The following is a 12,793-nucleotide window of genomic DNA, read 5'->3' on the forward strand; positions in this document are numbered from 1 at the left end:
TCACTCCACGGAGATCTCTGGTCTGGGATAATCAGCATTTTCAAAATCAAGAGGCACCTGATAAGTTGTGCGAATCGGTAATACTGTCGCTGGATTGATTCGAGCGTCTTCCCACCAATACAACACTTGTCTCACTTGCAATTGACCGTCATCTAGAAAGCTGATTTCGCCCAGATTGTTCAAGCCGACCAGTTGCCGACCTGCACCCAAGTCACGGGTGTAGCTTTGGTGATTCCTAGCCATCATGCTGTGTTGCTGAAGCAAGGCACTACGGTCTGATGTACTAGGATCTGCCACTGGTTTAATTTTGCTAGGGTCAGGAGCCTCTTTATCTCCCTTAATAAAATCAATTCGATACATCCAATCTGGTTGACTGGCATTTTTGACGGTGTAATTGACTTGGCTGGATAGCTTTTCAACTGCTGGACTTTCTTGAATCAGCCAATCGGCACTTATACCGGGGAAAAAGACCTTTTCCCCCACCACATTTCCGCTCTGATTTTCCCAAGCAACAAAACTTCTGCTGCGGCTGAGCGGGACAATAACTGCTCCAGCCCAGTGGAGATTATAAGTACTACTGAATAGCTTGCTAGGTCTCCACCAGCCTTCTCTCGTTTCGTTTCTGAGTGCGCTAGAGGTAAGTTGAGCCATAACCAGTTGGGCTTCTTGACTTAGCTCATCTTGCTCGAAAACTTTATCTGCCCAGTACTGAAACCGAGTGGCAAATCCATAGTGAACATCGCCTGACAGCAAAACTGCTCGACCTTGCTGATTTCCCTGACGTGTAGAAATTCTAGCGATCAATCTTTCAAAGGTTTTCCTGTCTAAGCTCCAGGCTTCTGTATCAGTCTTATATTTATTCTCTAATTGAGTCTCCCGTTGCTGTGTGTCTTCAATTAGCGGTAGCCCAAGAACCGGAGTCGCAGTAATCACTAGCAGTAGCTTGGCCGCAGTTGCATCATCAACGGGAAGCTGTTTGCTAAAGCCATCTTCACTAATCAAAGCTGGAAAACTTTCTGCCGTGCCTGGATAGGCACGCCAAGTACGGGAGTCTAACACCAAAACTTCATAGTTATGGTCAAGAAAGCTGAGCATGTAGTGCCAGCTAAGCGACTGGGGTTCATGAGAGAGCTGGGGTAGACCGGGATGATTTTTGATGCTGTCTAGAGTGGGTAAACTAACGCACGTTGCAATCTCTTGATCAGTTTCAGTCCATTTGTCTTCCAAAATACGATCGCTAACCAGTTGCAACAGTCGAGCACCGGGTTGACCCGCTACAAACTGTTCAGGCGTATTTCCCCAAGCTTGAAAGATGGCATAGGCAGTTAAACCATTCAACAATACTCGCTGACCCAAGGGTTTATCTAAAACACTTTCGCACCAGGCAAGGTTGAGAAACCAGTCATCTGTAATTTCATGATCATCCAGAATCATGTAGGTAGGAATGTTTGCCAATGCCCGCCGCACTGCTGATAAGGTTGACTTTAGCGTGAGCAACTGGTTTTTTTCTTTGGTGTATTGTTCGAGAGCTTTGGAAGAAACTTCGATCGGGGTTGAAGCACGATCGCCTGTTACGTTACGCAAACTCTTCAATCTGGTTGGAGAGGTGGGTTGGTCATACACCATCTCAAAGCTGGGGATATCTGCATCGTTCTGGAACCATAAAACATCTGACCAAACGAACAGATACATGACGAAGAACTCACCTAACCGCAACAGATGACTTTTGGAAATGCCTTCATCAGTGGTGAAACCACATTGGTTACGGGCTAACTCGTCGCGCTTTCCTGGCTTTAGAATCTCTGGTGATGTATTGGGCAAGGGTTCCTGATGACCGAGGAGGGCGGCATTTGCATCGTCTAGGAGGTATAACAACACATCAGCTACGTCATCGGCATAAATTTGGTCGCCGGTCAAAAACAGTTGCTGCGGGCGTGATGGCGGAGTAAGGTTGGTGCGATCGACAGCCGCTTGAATTAAGGCATCGATCTGTGCCATAGCGTCTACCCCTTCTGCATGGGACTTCCGACAGGATGCATGAAGCAGATGCAGATCCTTGAGGTCTCTTGGAGGTAAAACAAAACTTGGCAAGGGCAGGTCTAATTTTGGATAGGCGATCGCTTCTGTGGAACCAGATGCATCAATCACGTTGGGGCTTTGCAGAGTTTGACCACCACCAAAGTCGAAGTTGTAGAGGTAGGTTTGACCTGGAATGAGTGCATCGCCACTGGCTGGTGCTGCTGTTCCTCTAGTTTTGGCGGTCACTGTGACAATATGCAGATTTGTTCCAAGCGCTGTTGTCTGGCTTTCACCCACCAATACGTCTTGTTGCAACAAATCGAGAATTTTGAGGCGAACTGTTTTTTGTTCTTCTTTCAATGCTACCCAAACGGAAACTGAGTTTGGCTCGGTGCGTCGCAGTATCGGTCCTGCCAGTACCAAGGGCAGTTGATTGATACGATTTAGCAGCGAGTTAAAAGGCACGTTTAAGATTCCTCAATGTTGATGGAATGGAATGCATGAGTAAAAAGGATGATCGCACTCTTCCCCACTCCCGGTTCTCCAGTCAAGATGAAGCACCGCTGGTCGTTTTGCTGGAGCCAGTGGTCTATTTTCTTGAGAATGTGAGATCGACCTGTGAAGTCTTCTGCGAGTTGTTGAATGTTGGGGAAGGCGATCGCTTTTAGTCGAGTTGAAATACTGTTTTGCATTAGGACCACCAGCGGGAAACATCTTGAATGGCTTGAGCGGTGTCTGCTGCTGCTACTTCGCCGCCTATAGCTAATAACAAAGGAATAAAGTTGGTAAGGTTTTGTATAAAATCGGGACGATTTCGACTGGAAAATGTATACAAAAGATCAGAGCAAAGTTTGACGCGGTTTGGGGATTTAATTAGCGAAGGAAGTAGATCTAGAAAAAACTTATCATGATGATAAGGATCAACCTCCTGAATTGCCTTAAGCGCTTTGGGTAAAACATCAGTGAATTGATTGGATAGTGAAGCAAGAATTTCCACACGACTATATGCATGAAAGCTTTCACCTTCAATAATAATTAGAAGCTGTGAGAGGGCTTCAGGTAGCTTTGCCGCTAAAACAGTTAAGATCTCGACGCGGAGGGCAGTATCTATACTTTGAGCAATTTGAAATACTTTTATATGTAAAGTATTTGGTAACTTGCCTACTACAGCCGCTAATGCTTTTGCACGAATTAGCTCATTTGAAATAGATTGGATTTCCGCAAGAAATTCCTGAAGCTCTTCTTCGGAAAACGATTTATAAAATGCGTCTGTAACAACTTTTAATCCGTACAACAACATTATACTTCTTGGAAATATTTGCTCAGCTAATTCATACGCCTGTCTCATTATTTCCAATTGCTTATCAAATTCAATATCGAGTGCATTCAATGCTAATTCATCTAATAAAAATTCACCTTTTTCTGATAGTTTAAGTCGTTTGGCTAGTATTTCAAAATCCAAACAAAACTTCTGTCTATCCAATTGGCGGAATAAGGTAAAAATAGCTTGTTCAGCGTTATCTTTATCAGAAATCAATAGATTCTGAATTGCTTTGAGTGCTTGCAAGTGAGCTTTAGGTAATCTATCCGAAAGGGCAATTAGAGCTTGACTCTTAGCTAATCTATCTTCAAAACTCTCAGTTACTTCAAACAATTGCAATAGAAATTCATTAGGTGTTTCTATTACAAATTTATTAAAACACCTTTCCCGACTACTTTCATATCTAGGATCGACGACTGAATCTTGAAGCTGTGATATCTTTTCAAATGCTTGAGGTAACTTTTCAAATAATTTCTTTGAAAAAGTTTTTGCTCTATTGATAGAATTTATTTTTTTAATGCTTGAGTCTAAAGGTTCTACCTCCTTTAGATAATGTGAAATATATAGGGGAAACTTTAGGAGCCTTAATGATATTAAAATTCGTCTCCCTTTATCTAAAATAGTCTGAGCAATATTGAGTGCTTGAAGAAGTTTATCTTCAGAAAGCTTGTCTGCCAGAGCTATTAAAACATTTCCGCGTATTGTTTCATCTGTAATATTTTGAACTGAATTCAAACATTCAGTAAGCAGACTTGGCAAACTATCTGACAAGGCAATAAATGCCTTCTGCTGAACCTCTTCATCTTTTATCGCTAGAACTAGACTATCTTTATCTAAGAGTATCTCAGGTAATCTATTAGAGAGAATACACATAGCTTCAGCGTAGCTCTTTTCATTTTTAATATTTTTTACTATGAGCAAGGCTTGCTGAAGCAAGGGCTTAGGCAACTTTTCAATTAAGGCACGTAAAGCTTCTACACGGTCTCTATCATCCAGGATTAAATCAATTGCTTTGAGGGCTTTAGGAAATGTTTCTGGTGACTTGTGGGATAGAGCAATCAAGCAAGTTACCACTATCTTTTTATCTTTAAAGTTTTCAATAGCATTAATTAACTTTGCCACAAAGTGATCAGGAAGAGCATTTGCTAAAGCAGTCAGAGGAATGTGGGCTGTGTGATAAAGGTTTTCAGCTTTTTGAACAATTTCAAAAAGTTGTTCTTCCTGAATCAATTGACTAAGTAGTGCTTGTGCTAAACCTAGTAATACTTCTTTGTAATCATTCTCAGATACTCCAGGCAACATTATTGAGGCACTTCGTCTTTCTTGTTCAAGAGCTTTTTTCAGAAGGTTTCTCACTAGCATTTCTGCTTTAACAACTGGAAACTGCTCACTTTCTGGAGGGGAATTATTACTGTTTAGTGAGTCAAACCACTGAATTACTTTTGGAATTGAGTTATTAAGCCTTAATGCAGCATTGATATGAACTTTTGACTTTAAATTGTACTCAAGTAGTTGCTCTACGGCATCGAGTGCTGACTGAAACATCAGCGGTCTGATCTTTGAAAGGTTAATAAGAGCATATGTATTTAAGATGAGATATAAATGGAAAGAACCATTTATATCGTCTCTATCTAAAGTTGATTGAGATATTTTATGGGTTTGTTCAAGAAGATCTTCTGGTAACTGGTCTACCAAGGAGATTGCAGCTAACAAATGTTCATTTTCCCTATCCTTCTCTCTATTCCCTAAGGCAGCATGAAAGGCTTCCGGAACAATGGTTGGTATCCGTGCCGACAAAGCAGTTAAAATCTGTGCGCGAAAGCACCAATCGAGCTTAGTATCTCTAGCAATCTCTTCAAATTTTGAAACCAGGTTATCTGGTAGTTTTGCAGCGATGATAGCTAAAATCTGACTTCGGTTATGTTGATTCAAGCATTTAACAATTTCTTGAATAGACTCAAATGCCGCACTCCATAAATCTGGAGTGAGTTTTTTGAATAGTGAAACTAAAACTTCAATACAATCACTCTCATCTCTTCGTTTCGCTAATATAAAAATAGCTTTGAGGATCTCTGATAATTTTTCGGGTAACTCGTCTACTAACAAGGTTAAGACTTCAGCACGAAGCTCCTCTTTTTTAATGGATTGGGCGGCTAAATAAGCGTCCTGTAAAATATCTTCTCTTAAGTCCTTCACATCTGTTGCTTTTGCAAGCGAAATTAGACTTTTACACTTGGTATACGAATCTGAGACTTGGTGAATATAGGCGAGAGCTTTAGCTGGTTTCCACTCCTTGTGTTTAACAAGAGCTACTATAAGTTCTGGTGGAATCTCCTCTGCCAAACTATTAATCGAAGTCTTAATCAGGGCATAGCGACACTGCAATCCAATGCTTTTTCCTGGTTCACATTCATATGCTCCATCTGCCTGTGCCCATGCCAGTTCTATATCTGCTAGAAAACTAGCAGTATCTCCCTCATCATCCTTCACCTTAAACCAGGCGTTCTTTCCATTTTTCTCCAGACTTAGCAGTGTGTGAAGTTCCTCTACTCGCTCCGCCTTCACCAAATGTTGAGCCAGGTGCCGCCGTCCGTAATCATCTTCCGCAATTTTTTTGAGATCGACCTCTGCCCAGGTTTTTTTTTCTGCTTGGTAATAGTTGACAATACGCTGATTTTGTTTAATAGCATCTACATAGCAGTAAGAATAATCCGTTTGTTCTTCCGTCTTCGGTGAGGTGAAAAACTCTGGTAAGGTGCTGTGGTAGAGACGATAACAATTATCGAGCTTATCTAGGAATTGGCGTAAACGCTCAATTGCGTTATTCAAGTACTTTTCAGAAACTGCACTAAACTTTTGAATTTGCGGAGCAGTTAATGGCTCAAGCGCAACTGTGAGCGTCCCAAGAATTGGTTGATAGAGATCTTCCCAAACTGTCTCCCAGACAAAGAAATCACCAGTATTGGGATTCCAAATTTGGGTTTTACTAACAGCATCCTTAATTTTGCCCAAGAAGAAAGCATAGAGGTCTTGCAAGGTATCTGGTAATTCAGACAGCTTAAGGATTTCTCTGAGTAAATCCGGTTGATTTTGTCGAATTGCCTCATCCACTGCACGACCGATCGCCCCTAAATAGCCAAAGTTGCCATTTGCCTTTGTAACTGCCTGATGGGTAAACGCATCCAACTCCTGATGCATTTTAATTAAAGTTTGATTCACTTCTGGCGTTTCAATCAGAGAACGGGTATAGAGAGTTAAATCCTTCTCTACATCTGAATCTTCCTCCGCAATTGATATTTCCTGAATCCGACCCTGCTGACTTCCTCGAAACGCTCTCAGTAAGTCATCATCAGGACGGCAGGTCAAAACAAACCGCAGATTTGCGGGTAATTCTGGACAGTTTGTCAGCCATTTGAGTAATGATAGTTCGCTGTCTTTGTAACGCAATTCATCCAATGCATCTACCAGCACCACAATCTGTCGCTGTGGATGATCCACTGCCTCTTGCATTTGCTTCAGCATGGCTTTGGCTGGGTCAAATAAAGCCATAAACTGAAGATTTTCTATCGGTAAATCGCGCTCGGTGGCATAAAACTCACCAATACGAACTCCCGTGACGCTGGTGTCTTTGCTGTGGGTTACCTGCTGCTGAATCTGGATAACCTTTTCATAGAAGGGAGAGGCAAACATCTTGCCAATCTCAGCACCCACAATCTCACTATTAGTCGCTGTGCCAATGCGCTGCTCTACCACGATCCTGATTTGTTCTTGCTTAAACAGATCAGGATAGGTCGCTGCCAGTTGAAACCCCACCTGCAACAAGAAAGAGTAACTTCCCACATCACCCAAAGGGGTGCGCTGATCGCGACGGATAAAATAGCGGCACCAGTCAGGATGCTGATTTGCCAACCACGCCATGAACGCAGATTTACCTGCTCCAGGTTCGGCAGTCAGCAACACAAACCGACAATCTGGATCAGCCAACTTACCTTCAACCTGTCGCTTCAACCAGTCACGTTCGACAAACCGAGGATTCAGTTCCTTATCCACATAGGAGCGAATCAAGTCTAGATTGAACAAATCATTCTGGGTTGAAGACTGAACAGGCATGACTTGAAATTTCGTAATGGTTGTAATTAAAACTTCAGACTGGCGATCGCCTTCTGCACCTCCAAGTTCCTGTCAAAATTTCTTACTTCACAGTCACAGCATCTGAACCAAAATGTCTCTTAATATACTCCTCAATATCTTTCACTGAGTTGTCTGCTGCGTCTTCCCAGTAAGGCGATATGTTAAGCTTGTTAACAGAGATCAAAGAGTCTTTGTAAGCGCTAACAGCGTGATAAATAGCGCTAGCAGCATTTTCACTACCATCGTAGTCAGGAATGGCAAGAACATTATTTGACTGACTAGTTGATCGACTACAGCCCCGAAACTCAATATCTTTAACAAATCGACTGGCTGCCTCTTCAGTTGCAAAAGACAGCGATATGCTCATCAATGCTGATACTAGGCTCGACTCTTTAAGTGCGATGAGAGTTATCAGAACCGAAGCGATGATAGGATCGCCGTTAGCTGGACAGATTTCCATTTAGGATTCTCCTGCTTAAGAAGTGGAGTTGCACAAATGAATACTTTGAAAACTAAGTGAGGCTGTTGTGAGTTCACAGGTGAGGGCGATCGCGGAAAGGCGGGTTTTCATGGGAATTATCTCAATGTGGATTGATTGAGATGGCAAGAAGGGGGCGATCGCCGCTTATATCAACCTGTAGTTCAGGACTAGCAGGAGGTTCCACAATTTCTAGTGCTTGTTGAACCGTCTCTCGTATCCCGCGTAGACGCTTCAAGCATTACCTTTATAACCAGTTGCGCTAGCTCCTCCCTGCATTGTTTCAATTTCTTGAGTAATGTGGAACTCTCCGCTAGCTGCTTCTCCACTAACTACCGCACCTTCCAAGACAGCATTATCAAGTAATCCAACTTTTTGAGACACCTTGACTAAACGAGTCGCGGCTAGTTTATCCCAGCCACTTGGGGCTTCTATAGTTTTTGGCTTGATTCCCCAAAACTCATGAGCAACAGCAATATCGATCGCGTATCTGAAAGGCAATCGATCTAATTGCTTACGTCCAACTTCTTTAGATTGCTCAAAAGATAGAAATCCTTCTGTATTGCGCGTAGCTCCTGCGAGTTCTGTGGAATCAGGAGACAGAGTTTTGCTATAAGCAAAACCAGTACATTCAACGGCAAGATATATGCCATTTTCAATCAAATCTTTCAAGCCATCTAAATCTTTAAAAACCTCAGGCTCTATTCGTTCGCTTCCTTGAGAGTCTTTTACACGTTTGCCAAGAAACTTCTTTTGCTGCTCCTTAGTGCTGTTCCAATCCTTACGGTTGTGCACAAGGGAAACTGCAACAATAGCGTGCCCCTCTAATATAATTAATTTGGGCAATAAGTTACAGCCTAGACATAAACCACAAAATAGAATTGCAAGATCCAAGCAGGTTCCTTGGCGTGGTTGGGAAAGAATTTCAACAGGTGTGCGAATGCGCTGATGAGTCTCTGCTGTACTAAATTTCTCGAGATCGTATTTAACTTTCTGCTCAACAAGGGTGTTGTAAATAGCCTCAATCAAGCTCTCAAATTGCTCTTCTCGAATTAGATCAAAACTGCTGACATCCAGGTTGAACAGTTGCAGTGCTGAGTCTGTAGCAAACTGAGCTAGTTCTTTCTCATTTGCCTTCGTCCAAGTCCATTCCATCATCCAACTCCTATGAAGTACTAGTAAACTACACTTGCTTTATCACTTCAAACAAATCATGCACAGGCGTAGGAGCCTTTAGACCACCTTTCTCGACTCGAACCTCCAGTCGATGTAATCCTCCAGTCGGAAAAGCATTCTTGTCCAAATGCAAAATCCATTGATCATCTTGCTTCTGAAAATCGGCACGTAATGAAAAGTCCTCATCTGAAACAGAGGTAATTTTCGCTTTCAGCTTTCCAAAATCCTCACTCGCATTGACGATGCTGGCACGGAATTCAACAATTTCATCAGGGAGATACAGGTCATCAAGATCAAGGCTGATTGCTGCTGGCTCTCTTGAAACCTCACCTATTCCCGGATTTTGGAAGTTTTCTATTCCCCTGACTTGCATTGCTGCAATCAGGTTGCAAAGTTGATCTAGCACCTGACCATGATTTTGGATGGAGCCATGTCGTTCAGCAATATAGCTCTGTCGATACTCTGTAGTAAGTTCGATAGGAATGGCAGATATATAAGGCACAGTTCCATCACCGCTTCCTAGAATCGGATCAGCGCCTTCGGGTAGTTCCAGACTGATCTCAATCTGACCATCCGTAGTTAAATTTGCCGATTGAAACGTAGGTTGCTTCGTACCTACCACAGGAATAAGTGCATACTTATTTGCTAAATAATTTGCATCTTGACGATGACTGTTTACAGCATCCCGAATTTCATGATGAAATTTCAAGGCATTTTCGGCTTTTGCCTTGTCAATGTTAGGAAGGTCAATATCCGCTTCAGCAATTCGCTTATACTCGTTATCAATCTTGAGCATCGGATAAATTGGCATCAATTGATAAACTGAAGGTAGCGATCGCATCACCTCAGTGAGATCGAAGAATAGCTTTTTAAAGCCATTTGCCAGAAAGTTAACTGCATTGACAGAGCCACGGTGAGGAGTACCAAAGGTAATCAAAGCTCTACAATCTTGCCATCCTTCCAATACTTCCAGGTAGTAACGAGAAATCAAGCCCCCCATACTGTGTGCTAAGAGAATCACCTTTCCGTCCTCAGCACCGTTAGGAGATTCTCGCCACTTCTTTAACCGTTCTTCTACAAAACGCTTTAATATACGAGCATTGGCTCGATTATCGCGTCGCCAATCATAAGGAAATTTGAAAAAGTTTTCACCAGGTATTACGTCAAAGGAATCAGTAATAGCTTGAGAAATTGCTGTATAACCATCGATTTTGACTAAACCCGGTACAAAGTGGGCATCTTCGACAACTTGAACAGCTTTAATCCCGTCTCCCAGATCCTCAAGCTCAGGATCATCATGGTCTAGCTTCAATTGCTGAAAAGACCCTCCGCCTGTGATCAGCGCTTGCCATGCTGCTTGTCCTGAAACTGCCCAAATGTCTTTACCATCTTTCTGAAGAACACTCCCCGTGATTCCAGGAAGGATCACCACAAGATCTCGCATTTTTGTTTTTGGCATACCTGTTCCTTTCTTAATTTCAAACTAGTTCAACTATCTTCGCAGTTCAAATTTCAATAGGTAAATATAGCGGTTTTCAATCGGATAAGGTACAGGTTAACTGCCCAAGTCTATGAGTTTCAAGGTTCCCCTCAGTCGAGGCATACCTCATGCGTTCATGAGCCGTCATATAGCGGTTCCTGATCAGGTTCAGTGCAGCAAAAACCCTGCTGTGCAAGCATTGAAGTCCTCTTCACATACCTCACACTAACGAGAATCGCTATAAATAGGATGCATAATATTGCCAATATATTGCTTCCATTGCTGTTTGAGGTAATCCGGAAGATTTCTATGATATTTCTATCCTTTTTAAGAGTTTAGTGTTCCAAAAGTATCTTGGGAAAGCTTAAATATCATTAAGTATTTATACTAATCGTATGGGATGCCTTAGGTAATGCTGAGATTGCTAGAGGGTGCGAAAAGGGACATCTTTACAGTACTTTTTCCTAAGCACTGTTAGGCCTTAATCATAGTTTCGGCCACTCAGGCTAGACAAGAGCCTTTCTCAACAAACTGTAACCCATATGGCACAAGACCTCAGGAGGCTTAGTTCAAATGAACTGTCCGAAAGTGGCCTAAGCGACGACAGAGGTCCACTGTTGCCGAATGAAAGGATGATGTGACCGTGCTGGCAGTAAAGCCGATTCTTTAGTGCTCAAATCTTACGAGGCTATTCACCTTCCTAGGTCTAAGCTGGGTTGCCGGGTTTTCACAAGAATTCCAGGCGTTGTGCCCTGCTGGCTCGTCGCGTCTGGGCTACTTTCTAAATCCCACTGCATTGCAGCCTTCGCCTTATTAGACAAGGTGGTTCCCTTCACCACCTCCCTCGCCACTTCCGCTATCTGACTCAGATAACCCTCCGGCCTACTCAATACGGTCGCGATCCCATGCCACCGCCAAAGTTGCCTCAGTTCCGAGTGACTCTGCTGCCACGAGTTCCCCGTTCCCTCAGGACGCACCAGCACCTCATTCCAGTCCTTACCCTGGTTCGGCATCAGCCGCTCAATCCCCGGCACCTGCTGCGCCATCCGCCAGGCCATCAACTCCCCCGCTACATCTGCATCAAACGCCCCCGCCACCAACCCCCCACTCCGCAACACTATCTTCAGCGCTTCCGTTGGCACCCCTCCAGAGCCATCCGTCGAGAGATAAATTGGGCGTTGCTGATTCTAGGTATGAACCGATCTCTGTAGGTACTGGAATCTCGTCCATTTTTTTGCAGAATCATACAGCTATTCAGCAACGCCATAAATCGATACCCCTTCTGCCCCCCGTTACGCCCGATCCAGCACCGCCAGCGACATTGCATCAATCGGCGACTCTACCAGCAGCACCCGATTCACCGGCCCCTGCCCCGTGCCAATCCAAAACCAGCCCTGGTCTCTAGCCGAGCCTGGCACTAACCCGTGGAAATGATTCGCCTCGCCCCACGTTCCCCGCAGGCTTGCCCCAATGACCTCGCCCGACTCCAGGTTTGGGCCTGCAACTCGTGGCGCAAAAATACGGCATTCTGATGATCATCGGCAAAGATGAAGCTCCGCTCATGGAGACGATCCACTAGCACCGCCGGTAGCTTGCGGGCTTCCACCAAATACTCACGCACCTCCGTCCAGCGATGTTCGTTTGCGGCGGGCACCTCCAACACTCTGGGTTCTCGCTCTTCAGTTTGGGCATAGATCGCCACGTGAGCAGGCCGCTGAGACAAATCTCGTCCTGACAACCATTCCACCGCTTCTTTGAAATCCACCTCCTGCACATGCATTACCAGGTCGATGGCCCCTCGCCCTCCAGCATCGGCCAGCCAGTCCATGAAGAGCGGCCCACTGATGCTGATGATGTGATCGCCATTGCGCCATTTGTGCTTGTCGTGGCGATCGCATTCCAGCCCCAAATGCGCCGCCACATCCTCCAAATCCGCTCCCCGCACCTCATCGGCAACTTCTTGCAGCGTTGGCGCTTGGGCAGACTTTACAGGTTTGGGCTGGGGCGGATTGTGGGGTGATGAATCCTGCGTAGGTACCGCTGTCGCTGGCTCCTGCTGCCATAGCGGATCTGCAACAGGTCGTGGCTATCAAATGTCAAGTACAAAGCGGTGACGCGACAGCTAGATGGGCGGGTTGCAGGGGCTGAGAAAAGAGCAGCCATCCCGACAAATGCCGCTTTTGCTGTG

9 protein-coding genes are annotated in these 12,793 nt (G+C 44.2%); 1 reads left to right on the forward strand and 8 read right to left on the reverse strand.

Annotation, left to right across the window (positions count from 1 at the left end; genetic code table 11):
* Entirely contained in the window at positions 1-2,484 is a 2,484-nt protein-coding gene (locus H6G07_RS23895) for a metallophosphoesterase family protein (protein ID WP_073610813.1), read from the reverse strand.
* A 35-nt stretch (positions 2,485-2,519) separates the two neighbouring features.
* Here H6G07_RS23895 and H6G07_RS23900 point away from each other — a divergent pair, with 35 nt between their 5' ends.
* Positions 2,520-2,687 (forward strand): hypothetical protein, encoded by a 168-nt coding sequence (locus tag H6G07_RS23900; protein WP_171973097.1) that lies wholly within the window; start codon positions 2,520-2,522, stop codon positions 2,685-2,687.
* Between the two features lie 23 nt (positions 2,688-2,710).
* Here H6G07_RS23900 and H6G07_RS23905 read toward each other — a convergent pair whose 3' ends face one another.
* The 7 genes from H6G07_RS23905 to H6G07_RS23930 form a co-directional block, all read right to left on the reverse strand.
* Entirely contained in the window at positions 2,711-7,450 is a 4,740-nt protein-coding gene (locus H6G07_RS23905; RefSeq protein ID WP_073610811.1) for a PTS sugar transporter subunit IIA, read from the reverse strand.
* 82 nt (positions 7,451-7,532) lie between these two features.
* Positions 7,533-7,931, reverse strand: coding sequence for a hypothetical protein (locus tag H6G07_RS23910; protein WP_073610810.1), 399 nt, complete (start codon positions 7,929-7,931; stop codon positions 7,533-7,535).
* 252 nt (positions 7,932-8,183) lie between these two features.
* On the reverse strand, positions 8,184-9,104 hold the full coding sequence (locus H6G07_RS23915; protein ID WP_139297186.1) for a transglutaminase-like domain-containing protein: 921 nt from the start codon (positions 9,102-9,104) through the stop codon (positions 8,184-8,186).
* 28 nt (positions 9,105-9,132) lie between these two features.
* Positions 9,133-10,584 (reverse strand): lipase/acyltransferase domain-containing protein, encoded by a 1,452-nt coding sequence (locus H6G07_RS23920; RefSeq protein ID WP_199312400.1) that lies wholly within the window; start codon positions 10,582-10,584, stop codon positions 9,133-9,135.
* A 713-nt stretch (positions 10,585-11,297) separates the two neighbouring features.
* Positions 11,298-11,777, reverse strand: coding sequence for a toprim domain-containing protein (locus tag H6G07_RS27190; protein WP_084173609.1), 480 nt, complete (start codon positions 11,775-11,777; stop codon positions 11,298-11,300).
* A gap of 120 nt (positions 11,778-11,897) precedes the next feature.
* Complete coding sequence (locus H6G07_RS26775; RefSeq protein WP_277882108.1) at positions 11,898-12,023, reverse strand: hypothetical protein; 126 nt, start codon at positions 12,021-12,023, stop codon at positions 11,898-11,900.
* Positions 12,023-12,550 (reverse strand): DUF3991 domain-containing protein, encoded by a 528-nt coding sequence (locus H6G07_RS23930; protein WP_139297185.1) that lies wholly within the window; start codon positions 12,548-12,550, stop codon positions 12,023-12,025. Before H6G07_RS23930 ends, H6G07_RS26775 begins: the two co-directional genes overlap by 1 nt.
* Positions 12,551-12,793: the final 243 nt, after the last annotated feature.

It is taken from the genome of Phormidium tenue FACHB-1052, assembly GCF_014696675.1.
Lineage (GTDB): Bacteria > Cyanobacteriota > Cyanobacteriia > Phormidesmidales > Phormidesmidaceae > Nodosilinea > Nodosilinea tenuis_A.